Origin of the sequence: Tenacibaculum salmonis (assembly GCF_041053065.1) — a bacterium.
Lineage (GTDB): Bacteria > Bacteroidota > Bacteroidia > Flavobacteriales > Flavobacteriaceae > Polaribacter > Polaribacter pacificus_A.
On record NZ_JBFCVV010000001.1, the window covers coordinates 893,301 to 909,118 of the forward strand.

Here is a 15,818-nt window from a genome sequence, read left to right on the forward strand (position 1 = left end):
GCTTCAATCGGGGCTAAAAACCTATGATACATCTTTTAAAAAACTACTATTCTTTTAAAATTAAATCACAATACCAAAAACTAGTATCATAACTTTTAACCTTTTCTTTAGTATTTGTATGACAATTCTGAGAATCATCTTTATTTAATGTATATGATTTTAAAAGCTTCTCACCTATTTCAAATTCAATCGGATTTTTAAAAATAGGTCCATCATAACAAAAAGTATGAAACTCTCCATTTTCTCCACAAACATCAACACCATCTGGTAATTCGTTAATAAAGTCTTCATCAATTACTCTACCTACAAACTCTTCTCCTAATAATTTTGCATTTACACAAACTGTTATTGTTTTAAAACCAAGAGCTAAAAATTCTCTAAGTAATGTTTTAGTATCTTGTTTCCAAAGCGGATATACACCTGTAATTCCTACTTCTTGTAATTTTGAATCTCTATATTTTTTTAAATCTTCTAAAAATATATCGCCAAAAACAGCATAATTAAGTCCTAATGATTTTAACTCATCAGTTTTAGCTTTCATTTTTTCGTTATATAAATCCATGGTAACATCCGCAGGAAAATATATTTTTTCTAAAGGAATATTAATACTTTTTGCTTGCGCTTCTAACAAATTTTCATGAAGTCCGTGCATAGAAACACGCTGATAATCTTCATTTACATTGGTTATTAATTTTTCTATTTGATATTCTTTTTGCTGTAATATTTTATATAATGCAAATGCCGAATCTTTCCCTGAACTCCAATTAAAATATGCTTTTTTCATAAGGCTAAATTATAGAATTTAAAACATAAAAAATCCCGCTAAAAGCAGGATTTTTATATTTTAAAATAAGTTTATTAATGATTTATTTTTTTCTTCTGATTTAAGCTCATTGGTTTTTCTTGCTTCACTAACGGAGTTCCGTATAAGTCAAAATCTCCAGCTTCATCAATTTTAATATCGATAAATTCTCCTAATTTAATATAGTGTTTTGTAGCATCTACAATTACATCATTATCAACATCTGGCGAATCAAATTCTGTACGACCGTAAAAATATTCACCATCTTTTCTATCAAATAAACAACGGAAAGTTTTACCAATTTTAGCTTGATTTAATTCCCAAGAAATTTGAGATTGAACCTCCATAATTTCGTTTACTCTTCGGAATTTCACATCTGCAGGAACATCATCTTCTAAAACAAAAGCACCTGTATTTTCTTCATGAGAATATTCAAAAGCTCCCATTCTTTCAAAACGCATTTCTTCAACCCATTCTTTTAACTCTTCAAATTGTTCTTCTGTTTCACCAGGATAACCAACAATTAAAGTAGTTCTAATAGCCATATTTGGTACAGCTTCTCTAAATTTATGAATTAATGAAGTTGTTTTTTCGTGAGTAGTACCACGCTTCATCGATTTTAAAATTTCGGTATTAATATGCTGTAACGGAATATCTAAATAATTACAAACTTTAGGTTCATCTCTCATTACATCTAACACATCCATAGGAAAACCTGAAGGAAAAGCATAATGTAAACGAATCCACTCAATTCCATCAACTTTTACTAATTCTTTTAATAAATCAGCTAAAGCACGTTTTTTATAAATATCTAATCCGTAATAGGTTAAATCTTGAGCAATTAGCATCAATTCTTTAATTCCTTTTTCGGCTAATTTTGTAGCTTCAATAATAATATCTTCAATCGGAGTTGATTTATGTTTACCTCTCATTAAAGGAATTGCACAAAAAGAACAAGGACGATCACAACCTTCAGCAATTTTTAAATAAGCATAATGTTTTGGTGTCGTTGTTAAACGCTCACCAATTAATTCGTGCTTATAATCAGCTTCTAATACTTTTAATAATTCAGGTAATTCATGCGTACCAAAATACTGATCTACATTTTTAATTTCAGCTTCTAAATCGGGCTTATAACGTTCACTTAAACAACCAGAAACAAAGACTTTGTCTATTTCACCAGCTTCTTTACGTTGTGCGTAGTGTAAAATAGTATCAATACTTTCTTCTTTTGCCTTTCCTATAAAACCACAGGTATTGATAACAACAATGTTACCATCATCTTCAGGATCTTCATGAACCACATTTTTACCATTGGCTTTTAATTGTCCCATTAACACTTCACTATCGTAAATGTTTTTAGAACATCCTAAAGTAACTACGTTGATTTTATTCTGTTTTGGTGATTTTGTGCGCATTGTACTATAAAAATTTAGGTTGCAAATATACAGTTTAAATAAAGATTTTACATATTGTTTTTTATAAGTAAATCAATATTTTATACATAGCGCCGTTTTAGAACCTAATTTTATAATGATTTTAAATAAGGTAAAATCCTGTTATAAATAAAAAAACCTCCAAATTGGAAGTTTTTTTATTTATGATATTTTAAAGTTTCTTATTTAAAAAAAGAATCAACAAATTCATGTTTATTAAATACTTGTAAATCGTCAATTCCTTCACCAACTCCAATATATTTTACAGGAATCTGAAATTGATCAGAAATACCAATTACAACCCCACCTTTTGCAGTACCATCTAATTTGGTAACCGCTAAAGAAGTAACTTCGGTTGCTTTTGTAAATTGTCTGGCTTGTTCAAAAGCATTCTGCCCTGTTGAACCATCTAAAACCAATAATACTTCGTGTGGAGCATCTGGAATTACTTTTTGCATTACACGTTTAATCTTCGTTAATTCATTCATTAAATTAACTTTGTTGTGTAAACGACCTGCTGTATCAATAATAATAACATCAGCATTTTGATTTACACCAGATGTAACAGTATCAAAAGCTACAGAAGCAGGATCAGACCCCATTTCTTGACGCACAATAGGAACATCAGTTCTATCTGCCCAAATTTGTAACTGATCAATTGCTGCAGCTCTAAAGGTATCTGCTGCACCTAAAACGACATTCAATCCTTGTTTTTTAAACTGAGATGCTAATTTACCAATAGTAGTTGTTTTACCAACACCATTTACCCCAACAACCATAATTACATGTGGTTTATTCTTTTCAGGAACTGTAAATTCGGTAGCATCTTTTATGTTTGTTTCCGATAATAAACCAGCAATCTCATCTCTAAGAATTTGATTTAATTCATCAGTACCAACATATTTATCTTTAGCTACTCTTGCTTCAATTCTATCAATAATTTTTAATGTAGTATCTACACCAACATCAGAGGAAACTAATACTTCTTCTAAATTATCTAAAACAGCAGCGTCTACTTTTGTTTTCCCTGCAACAGCTTTAGATAGTTTCGTGAAAAAACTTGATTTAGTTTTTTCTAGTCCTTTATCTAATGTTTCTTTTTTCTCTCTTGAGAAGATTTTCTTAAAAAAACTCATGGTTAAATTTTATAATCGTTTTATAGAGTGTAAAAACTATACCAAACTTATTATATGGTCAAATTGTCATTATAAAATTATTTTCATATTAAATAGTAATGCCATTATTAATATTTCATAAAAATAACAAGGAACGAAAATAATAAATAAAAGTATTACAATTTAACAACATCAATTTTTGGCACAAAAAAAAAGCTACTTTCTAAGAAAATAGCTTTTTAAAAATTGTAAACAAGTATTAATTTTTCTTGATAAAATCATTTACTTGTGCAGGATCCATAATAGCTCCAACAAATGTGTAAGCTCCTGTTTTTGGAGACTTTACCATTTTTATTGCTTTAGTTAATCTTTTCGCTCCTGTTTGTAACGATGCTACTGATTTCTTTGCCATGTTCTATGGGATATTTAAAGTTTATAAAAAACTTTTAATTATTTAATTTCTTTATGAACTGTCATCTTCTTTAAGATAGAATTAAATTTCTTTAATTCCATTCTATCAGGAGTATTTTTTTTGTTCTTTGTAGTAATATAACGTGAAGTTCCTGGTTTACCAGTTGCTTTGTGTTCAGTACATTCTAATATAACCTGAACTCTGTTTCCTTTTTTTGCCATCTCTGTGAAATTTTATCTAGTAAGGAATTATTTAGTTAAAAAACCATTCTCTCTAGCGTCTTTAATCACAGCAGAGATTCCTTTTTTATTAATATTTTTTAATGCAGAAGCAGATACTTTAAGTGTAATCCACTTATCTTCTTCTGGTATAAAGAAACGCTTAGTCATTAAATTAGCGTTAAATTTTCTTTTAGTTCTATTTAATGCGTGAGAAACATTGTTCCCAACCATTGCTTTTTTTCCTGTAAGTTCACAAACTCTAGACATCTTCTTGACAGTTTTTTAGTGTTATTTCTAAACGAGGTGCAAATTTACGCATTTATATTCATTGCGCAAAAAATTCTCTTTTAAATTGTTATTATTTTTGGTATTCTAACTGAGGTTAAGCATCTAACCTACTGGAAGCGTAACTGCCGGCAAATTTACAAAAAAATAATAAATACTTAATAACTTTTTTACAATTATTTTCAAACAAAAAATTATTAGCTTTTCACAACATTTTCTATCAATAATTCTAAAGCTTTTGTTACTGTTCTATTAATCACTTTTTCTCGTGGTTGCCCAAAATTAAACTCATGTACCTCTACATTATTTATAGTAGCAATAGCTATATAAACTACACCTACACTTTTATCGGTATTATCTGTAGTAGGACCTGCATTACCTGTTACAGCTATTGCATAATCTGTTTTTAACTTCTTTAAACAACCAAGTGCCATTTCTTTAGCAACTTCTCTACTTACAACTGTAAATTCGGCTATTAATTCTTTAGAAACACCTAATAATTCTTCTTTTAATTCGGCTGTATAAGTTATAAAACCTCCTTTAAAATAAGCCGAAGAACCTGCTATTGATACTAAATTTGATGCAATTTTACCGCCAGTTAAACTTTCGGCAGTACTTACTGTTTTATTTTTGGCGATTAATAAATCTCCTACTCTTTTTTCGATGGATGCATCTGTATCAAAACCTACAATTACATCTGAAATTAAAGTTTTTAATGTTGCTATTTTACTAGCTACTTTTTTTTCTATAACTTTTTTATTAGCTCCTTTTGCTGAAATTCGCAATCGAACTTTTCCAAAAGATGGTAAATAAGCTAACTTTATATGTGATGGTAAATTATTTTCCCATTCTTCAATTCTTTCTGCAATAACAGTTTCACCTACGCCAACTGTCATAATTGTAGTATGTAATATAAATGGAAGTTTATATTTTTGCTGAATTCGAGGTAATACCTCGTTTGTCATTAAACCTTTCATTTCATATGGCACTCCAGGTAATGACACAAAGACAGTATTATTTTCAAAAAACCACATTCCTGGTGCTGTACCAAATTCATTCATCAACAAAGTTGCTTTTGATGGTAATTCAGCTTGATATTTTTGAACCTCATTATAAGGATGATTTATCTTTTCAAATAATTCTTTAATATGATTAATAACTTCATCATATATAATAACCTTTTCATCATTAAAATATTCGGCTATTGTTTTTTTGGTGATGTCATCCTTCGTTGGACCTAAACCACCTGTTAAAATTACAATATCCGCTCTACTTTCAGCTTCTTTTAAAGCATTTAATATATGCTGTTTTTCATCTTGAATAGATGATATTTGATATACCGAAACTCCAATTTTATTTAATTCTTGACCAATCCATTGTGAGTTTGTATCAATAATTTGACCTATCAGAATTTCATCTCCAATTGTTATTATTTCTGCATTCATATATTTTCATTAAAAAAGAATCCCGCTAAAAGCGGGATATATTTATTTTATTTTAATATTAAAAGCCTCTTTTCCTTCAATAACACCTATTAACACATCGTTTTCTTTTACGTTACCAACTCCTGCTGGCGTTCCTGTAAAAATAACATCTCCTTTTTTCAAAGTAAAATATTCCGATACATAACTAATTAACTCATCAATTTTCCAAAGCATTGTTTCAGAGTTTCCATCTTGAACAACTTCATCGTTTTTATGTAATTGAAAAGAAATACTCTTTAAATCGAATTCTTCCTTCGGATAAAAAGCACCAATAACTGCACTACCGTCAAAAGCTTTTGCTTTTTCCCAAGGCAATCCTTTCTCTTTACACTTTGCTTGTACATCTCTTGCTGTAAAATCGATTCCTAAACCTATTTCATCATAATATTTATGTGCAAATTTTGACGATATATGTTTTCCTACCTTATTTATTTTTACCAAAACCTCAACTTCATAATGAATATCATCAGAAAAAGGTGGAATAAAAAAAGGCATTTTCTTTGGAAGAATTGCAGAATCTGGTTTTAGAAAAACAACAGGACTTTCTGGTTTTTCATTTTCCAACTCTTCAATATGTTTGGCATAATTACGCCCGATACAAATTATTTTCATTTATTTTAATTACGAATTAATAATTTAAAATTACGAATTCTTAAAAATAAGAATTCGTAATTCATCATTGAAAATTTATTAATTGATTATGGTATCCAAGTTTTAGGGAAATTTGGTTTTCTTTTTTCTAAAAAAGCATCACGTCCTTCTTTTGCTTCTTCTGTCATATAAGCCAAACGAGTAACTTCTCCTGCAAAAACTTGCTGACCAACCATACCATCATCAGTTAAATTCATAGCGAATTTTAACATTTTTATTGATGTTGGCGATTTCTCTAAAATCTCTTGAGCCCAATCAAAAGCAGTTTGTTCTAATTCATCATGAGGAATTACAGCATTTACCATTCCCATTTCATAAGCTTCTTGCGCAGAATAATTCCTTCCTAAAAAGAAAATTTCACGTGCTTTTTTCTGCCCTACCATTTTCGCTAAATATGCCGATCCGTACCCTGCATCAAAAGAAGTTACATCTGCATCCGTTTGTTTAAAAATAGCATGTTCTTTACTTGCTAAAGTTAAATCGCAAACAACATGCAAACTATGTCCGCCACCTACTGCCCAACCTGGTACTACACAAATAACCGCTTTTGGCATAAAACGAATTAACCGTTGTACCTCTAATATATTTAAACGATGATAACCATCTTTACCTACATATCCTTTTTCTCCACGTGCATTTTGATCACCTCCAGAACAAAAACTCCAAACTCCATCTTTTGTAGAAGGACCTTCTGCCGATAATAATACTACTCCAATATTAGTATCTTCATGTGCATCTTGAAAAGCATCTAATAATTCTGAAGTTGTATTTGGTCTAAAAGCATTACGTACATTAGGTCTATTAAAAGCAATTCTAGCTACATTATTCGACTTCTTATAAGTAATGTCTTCATATTCTTTAACAACTTTCCACTGAGGTTTTATCATATTTCTTAAATGTTAACGTTATTAACTATAGCAAAAATAACACAATAACTTTGTTTTTCTTTTTTATATTTGAACGATATAATACATACCCCTATGAAACAAGTATTTTTTTTAGTAGCTTTACTTATAAGTATAAGCATTTTTTCGCAAAAAGTAATTACCCAAAATATTAAATCTACCCTATTTAATAAAGGTAGGTCTGTAAAAATTTACATTCCTAAAAATTATGATAAGGATAAAACAGTTCGTTATCCTTTAGCTATTGTTCTAGGTAATCAATATCTTTTTGATATGTATGTTGGAAATGCAAAACTTTATGCAGATACAGATAAAGCACCTCGACAAATAGTAGTAGGAATAGATATGGGTAAAACCTACAAAAAAGATATTTCTATTGTTCCTTCTAATAATGCATTAACAGCTAGTGCTAAAAAATTTCAACAATTTATAAAAAAAGAATTAATTCCTTACATGGAATTAAATTATCGAACATCTCCTTTTATGACAATAGCTGCCGAAGGAAAAGCTGCTACTTTTAGCACTTACTTTTTAAAAGATGCTGAACCTATATTTAACTCATTTATCTGTATTACTCCTGAATTCACTAAATTTAGTGCGAGTACTATCCAATCGTATTCTTTAGCAAGACTAGGTCAAAAAGATAATACGTACTTTTTATATTCTAGTAATAATGAAAAATATATTATCCAAAATCAAAATGATCGATTTAGCGAAATAGGAACTTTCTTATCCTCTTTTGAAGCTAAAAATTTGCATATTACTTTTGATAAATTTGTAAACGCACCTAATTACTTATCTGTTATTGGAGAAACAATTCCAAGAGCTTTTGAAAAAATGTTTTACTTATATGCCAAAATAACTAAAAGTGAATTTGATGCAAAAATTAAAGATTTAGATCCTTTAGAAGCTATTAAATATGTAGAACAAAAATATTTAGATATTCAATATTTATATGGATCAAATTTAAATGTTCGGTTAGATGATGTTTTTGCTATTGAAGGAGTTGTTATCGACAAACAAGACGGTGATTACTTACGTGTTTTAGGTGATTTTGTAATGATAAAATACCCGAATTCTCATATTGGAGATTTCTATGTAGGAAAATACTATGAATTAGGAAAAGACTATGAAAGAGCTGATTTTTACTACAAAGCTGCTTACGGGAAAATGAATCCTTCTGACCCTAATGCAAATGCTTTTTACGAAAATATTAAACGTGTAAATAGTTTAAAAGAAAGCCAACCAAAAGATGAAATTCTTCCTGATGAAAATCCTGAAGAAAACCTTGATGAGAACCAAGAAGAAAATCAAGATAATAATGAAGAAGAAGAATAATTTTTAATTATTTATCTAAAAAAAATCCGTTACTTTATAAGTAACGGATTTTTTTAATTAAAAATTTAATAGAATAAATTACTTTATTAACTCAATTCTATCTGATTTTAATTCGATTTTTTTATCTTTATATAAACCACCAATAGCTCTTTTAAATGCCTTTTTACTCATTTGTAAACGGAATTTAATTGATTCTGGCGAACTTTTATCAGTTAACATTAAATAACCTTTTTCGTCTAATTTACGTAAAATAACATCGGCATCAGTATCAATTACATTTCTAAAACCTTGTGGACGTATAGACACATCTATTTTACCATCTTCTCTTATTTTCTTTACATATCCGTATGTTTCCATACCTTCTTCTATATCTTGATACACTTCACTATTAAATAATAAACCGTCAAATTCATCATCAATTAAAACATTATATCCTAATGGAGTTTGCTCAACTATTTTCAAATTTACCTGATCTCCTTCTTGTAATCCGTCTTGTGAATTTTCTTCTAATCCTTCTTGTAATTCCATTTTATAAATTTTTAAAATAGTTTTTTAAAACTACGTCATTTATTTCTTTCGGAGTAAATATCTCCATTATTTTTGGTTGTGCTGATTTTGTATAAAAATCGTTCAATCCTATTGTTAATTCTTCTAAATTTGAAACAGCAATATAATCAAACCCATGCATTTTTGACAAATGCTGTGCCGTTAAACTATGTGGTGTTTCAAAATAATTTGCTGCATTTGTTGTTAACGGACCAGGAATAAATCTAAAAATTCCGCCACCAGCATTATTTAAAATAATAATTCTAAAATTAGTTTTAATATTGGTATTCCATAAAGCGTTACTATCATAAAAAAAACTTAAATCACCTGTTATAAAAGTAGTTTGTTGTTTATCTACAAATGCTGCTCCAATAGCGGTACTTGTACTACCGTCAATTCCACTAGTTCCTCTATTGCAAAAAACACGTAATGTATTATTTAAATTAAATAACTGAGAATATCTAATAATTGAACTATTACTTATTTGAAGCTGAGAATAATTTGGTATAACTTTTAAAATAGCTTCGAAAGCTTTTAAATCGGAATATTCACAAACTTCTAAATAATTTTTATGCTGTATTTCTCTTTCTTGATTTATTTTTAACCAATTTTGCTGATACTTACTTACTGATTTTTGAGTTTCAATAATTAATTTATCTAAAAAAACTACTGGTTTTTCTTGAATAAATTCAGATAAACATTGATACGTATCCATCGCTTTAAATAAATCAATATGCCAATGATGTAATGGTTTAGCCTTTCTTAAAATTTGTTTTATTTTCTTAGAAATTACCATTCCTCCTAAAGTAATTAATACTTCAGGTTTAAAAGTTGTAAAATCAGTTTCCGTTAACGGAAAAATCAGTTTATCAATTGCATTTATAAATTTCGGATGATATAAATTTGATGTCGTTTCTGTTAAAATTAAAACCGATTCATCTATTGTAAATTCATTTAAAATTTCTTGTAATGATTCATCAGGAAAATTACTTCCTACTAAAATCATTTTTTTAGAAGATAAATTCCAAATTTCTGATAATTTTTGATAATCAACAAAAGGTTCTGATGCTGTTTTAATAATACTTGGAAAATCAAACTTTTTTAATGCATCAATAGTTTCATACAAAGGCTCATCAAAAGGAACATTTATATGTATAGGGCCTTTTTTAAACACAGCGTTTTGCAAAGCTTCATTTAATAAATTTGTATTATTTATTAATTGATTTTCAGCTTCTATTAAATTAGCCGAAAATAAAATATGATTCTCAAATACATTTTCTTGACGAATAGTTTGTCCATCGCCAATATCAATTAAATGTTTGGGTCTATCCGCAGAAATAACCACTAACGGAATATTACTATAAAAAGCCTCCGCTATCGCGGGATAATAATTTAACAATGCCGAACCTGAAGAACAAATCATTGCTACAGGTTTTTGCTTCTGTTGTGCAATTCCCATAGCAAAAAAAGCAGCACAACGCTCATCAACAACACTCAAAGTTTCTATATCTGGATGATTTACAAAACCAATAGTTAACGGAGCGTTTCTTGATCCTGGAGAAATAACAACAGTATCAATATTAAATTGATGACATGCCGAAATAACTAATTGCGCAAGTTCTTTTTTTGGATACATAAAATTTTTAATAATTCATTATTTTATGAAAAGAAACTCCAAATCATATTAATTTGGAGTTCTGTATTCTTCTAATTCACCAAATTTAGTTGGTAGTCTAGCCCTGATTGAAACGGCATCCTTTTTGCTTTTTCCAGCAAAAAGATATAGTGTAAAGCAGGAAATAGCTTCTAATTATTTTTTTAATAACTAAACAACTAAATTTATTAGTTTCCTTTTTGATAATCTGCTAAAAATTTAGCCAAACCACTATCTGTTAAAGGATGTCTTAATAAGCCTTCAATAGCACTTAAAGGACCTGTCATTACATCAGAACCTAATTTAGCACAATCAATAATATGCATTGTATGACGTACAGATGCTGCTAAAATTTGTGTATCGAAATCATAATTATCATAAATAGTTCTAATTTCTGAGATTAAATTTAATCCATCAGTAGAAATATCATCTAAACGACCAATAAATGGCGAAACATAAGTTGCTCCTGCTTTAGCAGCTAACAAAGCCTGACCTGCAGAAAACACTAAAGTTACGTTTGTTTTAATTCCTTTATCAGAAAAATATTTACACGCCTTAATTCCGTCTTTAATCATTGGCAATTTCACAACAATTTGAGGATTTAAAGCTGCTAACGCATCTCCTTCTCTTTTCATTCCTTCAAAATCAGTTGAAATAACCTCAGCAGAAACATCACCATCTACAATTTCGCAAATAGCTTTGTAATGATTAATAATATTTTCTTCTCCTGTAATTCCTTCTTTTGCCATTAAAGATGGATTAGTAGTTACACCATCTAAAATACCTAAAGCTTGCGCTTCTTTAATTTGCTCTAAATTCGCTGTATCAATAAAAAATTTCATCTGTATATATGTTATGTGGTTAAATTAACTTGAATTAAAAACCTATTTTTGACTTTGCAGAATATTAGTTGCAAATTTACAATTTATAATGGTTCATTAATAATTTTTGATACATTTTATCTGGCAATATTCGTTTTAAAACAATAGAAAACTTCTCCATAAAACCACCTATTTTATAATGTATTTTCGGATTCTTATTTTCAATAATTTGATGTATTGCTTTTGCCATTACTATCGGATTCATTCCTGAATTAACATCCCCATCAATTACGGCTAAATTTTCAGAATACTTTTGCTTGTAAGCCGAATCTTCATAAACTGGCGTATGATATCTTCCTGCGGCAATATTCGTAGCAAAATCTCCTGGCGCAACATTAATCATCTTAATTCCAAAGCTTTTAACTTCCATACTCAAGGCTTCTGTAACCAATTCTAAAGCGCCTTTACTTGCAGAATAAATTCCTCTAAACGGCAATCCCATGTATCCAGCAATAGAAGTTACGTTAATTACAACTCCTGATTTTTGCTTTCTCATTTGTGGTAATACGGCTTTTACAACATCAATAGCTCCAAAAAAATTGGTATCAAAATTAGCGCGCATTTCATCAGTTGGTGTATCTTCAATTGACCCTGTAATTCCTTTTCCTGCATTATTTATTAATACATCTATCCTACCCTCTTTTTGTATAACGGTATCAATTGCGGTTTGTATTGTAGAGGCATCTGTAACATCTAAAGCAACCATAGAAAAAGGTGACTTCAATTTATTTGAATTTCTACTAGTTCCGTAAACTGTATAATTTTTATCATGTAAATATGTTGCAATTGCTTTTCCGATTCCAGAAGAAGCACCTGTTATTAATATAACTTTTGACATTGACCTAATTTTATACAAATATCAGAAAGTTCACTATAATAAAGAAAGAGTTTAATCACTTATCTTTGCAATTCTTATTTAAGAATAGATTTATTATGAGTAAAAAATTAATAATTAACGGTTTATTACTTCTTATCAGTTGTAATATTTTAGCACAAACATCTTTATTTAAACACGATAAAAATTTTACTCGTCAAGATAGTTTACGTGGTACAATTACTCAAGAAAGAAGTTGGTGGAATTTAACCTACTATCATTTAGATATTACAGTAAATCCTGATAAAAAATTTATCAACGGAAAAAATACAGTACAATACACCGTTTTAAAGCCACATCTTATTTTACAAATTGATTTACAAGTGCCTTTAAAAATTACGAAAGTTATTCAGAACGGGAAAAAATTAAAAGTAGTTTCTGATGGAAATGCTCATTTTATTCATTTAAAAAAGCATCAGAAAATAGGTTCTGTTAATTCATTAGATGTTTACTATGAAGGATATCCGAAAATAGCTAAAAATGCTCCTTGGGATGGCGGTTTTACATGGAAAAAAGACAATAACGGAAATCATTTTGTAGCCACCTCTTGCCAAGGTTTGGGCGCAAGTGTTTGGTGGCCAAATAAAGACCATATGTACGATGAAGTAGATAGTATGGCTATTAGCGTGCGTGTTCCTAAAAATTTAATGAATATTTCTAACGGAAAATTACGTAAAATAGAACAACATAAAGATGATACGACAACCTATCATTGGTTTGTAAATAATCCGATTAATAACTATGGAGTTAATGTAAACATTGGCGATTATGTTCATTTTTCAGAAAAATATAATGGTAAAGCTGGTATTTTAGATATGGATTATTACGTGTTACGAGATAATTTATCAAAAGCAAAAAAGCAGTTTAAAGATGCTCCTAAAATGATGAAAGCTTTTGAATATTGGTTTGGAAAATATCCTTTTTATAAAGACGGATACAAACTTGTTGAAGCACCTTATTTAGGTATGGAACACCAAAGTTCGGTTACTTACGGAAATAAGTATCAAAATGGTTATTTAGGTCGTGATTTATCAAAAACTGGTTGGGGTTTAAAATTCGATTTTATTATTATTCATGAATCTGGACACGAATGGTTTGCAAACAATATTACAAATATTGATATTGCTGATATGTGGATTCATGAGAGTTTCACTGCTTATTCTGAAAGTTTATTTTTAGATTATTATTACGGTAAAAAAGCGGCTTCTGAATATGTAATCGGAACTCGTAAAAGTATTCAAAATGATATTCCTATTATTGGGCAATACGATGTAAATAGCGAAGGTTCTGGAGATATGTATTATAAAGGTGCAAATATGCTACACACCATTAGAACTTTAATTAATAATGATAAAAAATGGCGACAAGTTTTACGTGGATTAAATTCGGTTTTTTATCATCAAACAGTAAATACAAAACAAGTTGAAAACTATTTAATTGAACAATCAGGATTAGATTTAACTTGTATTTTTAATCAGTATTTACGTACCGTTAAAATTCCTGTTTTTGAATATAAAATCAATAATAATAAAATTTCATATCGTTGGAATAATGTAATTGAAGGTTTTAATATGCCTCTAAATATTTTAGTTGATAAAAAAACTCAACAATTAAAACCTACTAAAAACTGGCAAACAACAACAATTTCTTCGGATAAAATTACTGTTGATGAAAATTTTTATGTGAATATTAAAGATTTAAAATAAAACATTACAACAAAAAAACTCGTTACCATCGTAACGAGTTTTTTTGTTTTTATCGATTAAAAAAATTACACCAACATTATTTTTTTCACAATATCAGCACCCATTTCTTCGTTAATCATTCTGATGATTTTATCTTTTCCGTAACCTAATTCCTCCCTTAAAACAGAAGATGATAAACGAACTATTAAAGTTCCGTTTTGTAATTTTATATCGCCTGTATAAGATGCCACACCTGCGCCCATTAATTTTACCCAAGCTTCAGAAATATGAATTTTCTGAAAACCTTTATTTAAGCTTCCTTCTTTTATATAGCTTCCTAATAAATCTTTAATTGAAAAACTATCGTTTTCTCGTTTTGCCATATTTTACAATTTAAAAATTTGGTATTCTTGATTACTATTTTTAAGCACACTTTCGGTTCTATCAAAATGTGTATCAGTTATAAATATTTGACCAAAAGCATCATTATTTACCAAAGCTACAATTTGTGCAACTCTATTTTCATCTAATTTATCAAAGATATCATCTAATAATAAAATAGGAGTTACTTTTGATTGTTTTTTAATAAACTCAAACTGTGCTAATTTTAAAGCGATTAAATATGATTTTTGTTGTCCTTGCGAACCAAATTTTTTAATTGGATATTCACCAATTTCAAAACTCAAATCATCTTTATGAACTCCTGATGATGTATATTGTAACATCCTATCTTTCTCTAAACTTTTAGCAAATAAATCAGTTAAAGAAGCATCATTTAATTGACTTTTATAACCTAAATTAACTTTTTCTTTTGCTCCTGATATAATTTGATGTTTCTCATTAAAAATAGGTACAAACTCTTCTAAAAATGCTTTTCTTTTCTGATGAATAACTGTTCCGTATTCTACTAATTGTTCATCATATACTTTTAAATTTAAGGCATCAAAAGTTCTGTTTGCTACAAAATATTTTAACAAAGCATTTCGCTGACTGATAACTTTATTATACGAAATTAAACATTGTAAATAAGTTTTATCTTGCTGAGAAATAACACCATCAATAAATTTTCGACGTGTTTCGCTTCCTTCTACAATTAAATCTCTATCCGCAGGCGAAATAATAACTAAAGGTAATTGACCAATATGCTCTGAAAATTTCTCGTAAGCTTTATCATTTCTCTTTAGTATTTTTTTTTGCCCTCGCTTTAAAGAACATAAAATTTTCTCATTTCTATCGTTTAATTGATAAGTTCCTTCAATCATAAAAAAATCTTGACCATGCTTAATATTCTGCCCAGCAACCGAATTAAAATAACTTTTGGCAAACGATAAATAATAAATAGCATCTAAAACATTGGTTTTACCAATACCATTATCACCTACAAAACAGTTTATTTTCTTCTGAAAATCAAAAGATTGTGTTTCAATATTCTTAAAATTAACTAGTGATATTTTTTGCAAATACATGATTGGAAATTGTTTCAAAAAAGAAAGCGCAAATTATGTTTTTTTTAGCTAAAAAATCAATTT

At 28.8% G+C, this 15,818-nt stretch carries 17 protein-coding genes; 2 read left to right on the forward strand and 15 right to left on the reverse strand.

The genetic code is table 11. The features are described 5' to 3' along the window. Positions 1 to 46: 46 nt before the first annotated feature. The 9 genes from AB0T67_RS03695 to AB0T67_RS03735 form a co-directional block, all read right to left on the reverse strand. Positions 47 to 784: a Dph6-related ATP pyrophosphatase gene (locus tag AB0T67_RS03695; RefSeq protein WP_369219207.1), complete on the reverse strand. Its 738-nt coding sequence runs from the start codon at positions 782 to 784 to the stop codon at positions 47 to 49. 74 nt (positions 785 to 858) lie between these two features. Then, a complete protein-coding gene (gene rimO / locus AB0T67_RS03700) occupies positions 859 to 2,220 on the reverse strand; it encodes a 30S ribosomal protein S12 methylthiotransferase RimO (RefSeq protein WP_271231742.1) in 1,362 nt (453 codons plus the stop codon). A 200-nt stretch (positions 2,221 to 2,420) separates the two neighbouring features. Next, positions 2,421 to 3,374: a signal recognition particle-docking protein FtsY gene (gene ftsY, locus AB0T67_RS03705; RefSeq protein ID WP_271231741.1), complete on the reverse strand. Its 954-nt coding sequence runs from the start codon at positions 3,372 to 3,374 to the stop codon at positions 2,421 to 2,423. A gap of 238 nt (positions 3,375 to 3,612) precedes the next feature. Further along, entirely contained in the window at positions 3,613 to 3,765 is a 153-nt protein-coding gene (locus AB0T67_RS03710) for a DUF4295 domain-containing protein (protein ID WP_101915823.1), read from the reverse strand. A 38-nt stretch (positions 3,766 to 3,803) separates the two neighbouring features. Continuing rightward, positions 3,804 to 3,986: a 50S ribosomal protein L33 gene (gene rpmG / locus AB0T67_RS03715; protein WP_028887391.1), complete on the reverse strand. Its 183-nt coding sequence runs from the start codon at positions 3,984 to 3,986 to the stop codon at positions 3,804 to 3,806. A 27-nt stretch (positions 3,987 to 4,013) separates the two neighbouring features. After that, positions 4,014 to 4,253 (reverse strand): 50S ribosomal protein L28, encoded by a 240-nt coding sequence (gene rpmB / locus AB0T67_RS03720; protein ID WP_101917051.1) that lies wholly within the window; start codon positions 4,251 to 4,253, stop codon positions 4,014 to 4,016. Positions 4,254 to 4,468: 215 nt separating this feature from the next. Continuing rightward, on the reverse strand, positions 4,469 to 5,716 hold the full coding sequence (locus AB0T67_RS03725; protein WP_369219208.1) for a competence/damage-inducible protein A: 1,248 nt from the start codon (positions 5,714 to 5,716) through the stop codon (positions 4,469 to 4,471). 42 nt (positions 5,717 to 5,758) lie between these two features. Then, positions 5,759 to 6,367: a fumarylacetoacetate hydrolase family protein gene (locus AB0T67_RS03730; protein WP_271231739.1), complete on the reverse strand. Its 609-nt coding sequence runs from the start codon at positions 6,365 to 6,367 to the stop codon at positions 5,759 to 5,761. Positions 6,368 to 6,453: 86 nt separating this feature from the next. Continuing rightward, positions 6,454 to 7,293, reverse strand: coding sequence for a 1,4-dihydroxy-2-naphthoyl-CoA synthase (locus tag AB0T67_RS03735; RefSeq protein ID WP_369219209.1), 840 nt, complete (start codon positions 7,291 to 7,293; stop codon positions 6,454 to 6,456). A 93-nt stretch (positions 7,294 to 7,386) separates the two neighbouring features. Between AB0T67_RS03735 and AB0T67_RS03740 the strand changes: the two genes are divergently transcribed. Next, the gene (locus AB0T67_RS03740; protein WP_369219210.1) at positions 7,387 to 8,649 is read left to right on the forward strand and encodes an alpha/beta hydrolase-fold protein; all 1,263 of its coding nucleotides are present in this window, start codon (positions 7,387 to 7,389) and stop codon (positions 8,647 to 8,649) included. Positions 8,650 to 8,727: 78 nt separating this feature from the next. Here AB0T67_RS03740 and AB0T67_RS03745 read toward each other — a convergent pair whose 3' ends face one another. The 4 genes from AB0T67_RS03745 to AB0T67_RS03760 all read right to left on the reverse strand — a co-directional run bounded on the left by AB0T67_RS03745 (position 8,728) and on the right by AB0T67_RS03760 (position 12,568). Beyond that, positions 8,728 to 9,177, reverse strand: a complete 450-nt coding sequence (locus AB0T67_RS03745) for a S1 RNA-binding domain-containing protein (RefSeq protein WP_271231736.1) — start codon at positions 9,175 to 9,177, stop codon at positions 8,728 to 8,730. Between the two features lies 1 nt (position 9,178). After that, positions 9,179 to 10,831 carry a 2-succinyl-5-enolpyruvyl-6-hydroxy-3-cyclohexene-1-carboxylic-acid synthase gene (menD, locus tag AB0T67_RS03750; protein WP_369219211.1) on the reverse strand — a complete coding sequence of 551 codons (1,653 nt, stop codon included), beginning with the start codon at positions 10,829 to 10,831 and terminating at the stop codon, positions 9,179 to 9,181. A 206-nt stretch (positions 10,832 to 11,037) separates the two neighbouring features. Further along, positions 11,038 to 11,691: a fructose-6-phosphate aldolase gene (gene fsa, locus AB0T67_RS03755; RefSeq protein ID WP_369219212.1), complete on the reverse strand. Its 654-nt coding sequence runs from the start codon at positions 11,689 to 11,691 to the stop codon at positions 11,038 to 11,040. Between the two features lie 76 nt (positions 11,692 to 11,767). Then, on the reverse strand, positions 11,768 to 12,568 hold the full coding sequence (locus AB0T67_RS03760) for an SDR family oxidoreductase (protein ID WP_271231733.1): 801 nt from the start codon (positions 12,566 to 12,568) through the stop codon (positions 11,768 to 11,770). Between the two features lie 95 nt (positions 12,569 to 12,663). Here AB0T67_RS03760 and AB0T67_RS03765 point away from each other — a divergent pair, with 95 nt between their 5' ends. Beyond that, positions 12,664 to 14,310: a M1 family metallopeptidase gene (locus AB0T67_RS03765; RefSeq protein WP_369219213.1), complete on the forward strand. Its 1,647-nt coding sequence runs from the start codon at positions 12,664 to 12,666 to the stop codon at positions 14,308 to 14,310. Between the two features lie 65 nt (positions 14,311 to 14,375). Here AB0T67_RS03765 and AB0T67_RS03770 read toward each other — a convergent pair whose 3' ends face one another. After that, complete coding sequence (locus AB0T67_RS03770; protein WP_369219214.1) at positions 14,376 to 14,672, reverse strand: DUF721 domain-containing protein; 297 nt, start codon at positions 14,670 to 14,672, stop codon at positions 14,376 to 14,378. 3 nt (positions 14,673 to 14,675) lie between these two features. Then, positions 14,676 to 15,755, reverse strand: a complete 1,080-nt coding sequence (recF, locus tag AB0T67_RS03775) for a DNA replication/repair protein RecF (protein ID WP_369219215.1) — start codon at positions 15,753 to 15,755, stop codon at positions 14,676 to 14,678. Positions 15,756 to 15,818 lie beyond the last annotated feature (63 nt).

Bases quoted from the DNA above. Each gene is read 5' to 3' on its own strand.
- AB0T67_RS03695 (WP_369219207.1), bottom strand. From the start codon at position 784: ATGAAAAAAGCATATTTTAATTGGAGTTCAGGGAAAGATTCGGCATTT.
- rimO (WP_271231742.1), bottom strand. From the start codon at position 2,220: ATGCGCACAAAATCACCAAAACAGAATAAAATCAACGTAGTTACTTTA.
- ftsY (WP_271231741.1), bottom strand. From the start codon at position 3,374: ATGAGTTTTTTTAAGAAAATCTTCTCAAGAGAGAAAAAAGAAACATTA.
- AB0T67_RS03710 (WP_101915823.1), bottom strand. From the start codon at position 3,765: ATGGCAAAGAAATCAGTAGCATCGTTACAAACAGGAGCGAAAAGATTA.
- rpmG (WP_028887391.1), bottom strand. From the start codon at position 3,986: ATGGCAAAAAAAGGAAACAGAGTTCAGGTTATATTAGAATGTACTGAA.
- rpmB (WP_101917051.1), bottom strand. From the start codon at position 4,253: ATGTCTAGAGTTTGTGAACTTACAGGAAAAAAAGCAATGGTTGGGAAC.
- AB0T67_RS03725 (WP_369219208.1), bottom strand. From the start codon at position 5,716: ATGAATGCAGAAATAATAACAATTGGAGATGAAATTCTGATAGGTCAA.
- AB0T67_RS03730 (WP_271231739.1), bottom strand. From the start codon at position 6,367: ATGAAAATAATTTGTATCGGGCGTAATTATGCCAAACATATTGAAGAG.
- AB0T67_RS03735 (WP_369219209.1), bottom strand. From the start codon at position 7,293: ATGATAAAACCTCAGTGGAAAGTTGTTAAAGAATATGAAGACATTACT.
- AB0T67_RS03740 (WP_369219210.1), top strand. From the start codon at position 7,387: ATGAAACAAGTATTTTTTTTAGTAGCTTTACTTATAAGTATAAGCATT.
- AB0T67_RS03745 (WP_271231736.1), bottom strand. From the start codon at position 9,177: ATGGAATTACAAGAAGGATTAGAAGAAAATTCACAAGACGGATTACAA.
- menD (WP_369219211.1), bottom strand. From the start codon at position 10,831: ATGTATCCAAAAAAAGAACTTGCGCAATTAGTTATTTCGGCATGTCAT.
- fsa (WP_369219212.1), bottom strand. From the start codon at position 11,691: ATGAAATTTTTTATTGATACAGCGAATTTAGAGCAAATTAAAGAAGCG.
- AB0T67_RS03760 (WP_271231733.1), bottom strand. From the start codon at position 12,568: ATGTCAAAAGTTATATTAATAACAGGTGCTTCTTCTGGAATCGGAAAA.
- AB0T67_RS03765 (WP_369219213.1), top strand. From the start codon at position 12,664: ATGAGTAAAAAATTAATAATTAACGGTTTATTACTTCTTATCAGTTGT.
- AB0T67_RS03770 (WP_369219214.1), bottom strand. From the start codon at position 14,672: ATGGCAAAACGAGAAAACGATAGTTTTTCAATTAAAGATTTATTAGGA.
- recF (WP_369219215.1), bottom strand. From the start codon at position 15,755: ATGTATTTGCAAAAAATATCACTAGTTAATTTTAAGAATATTGAAACA.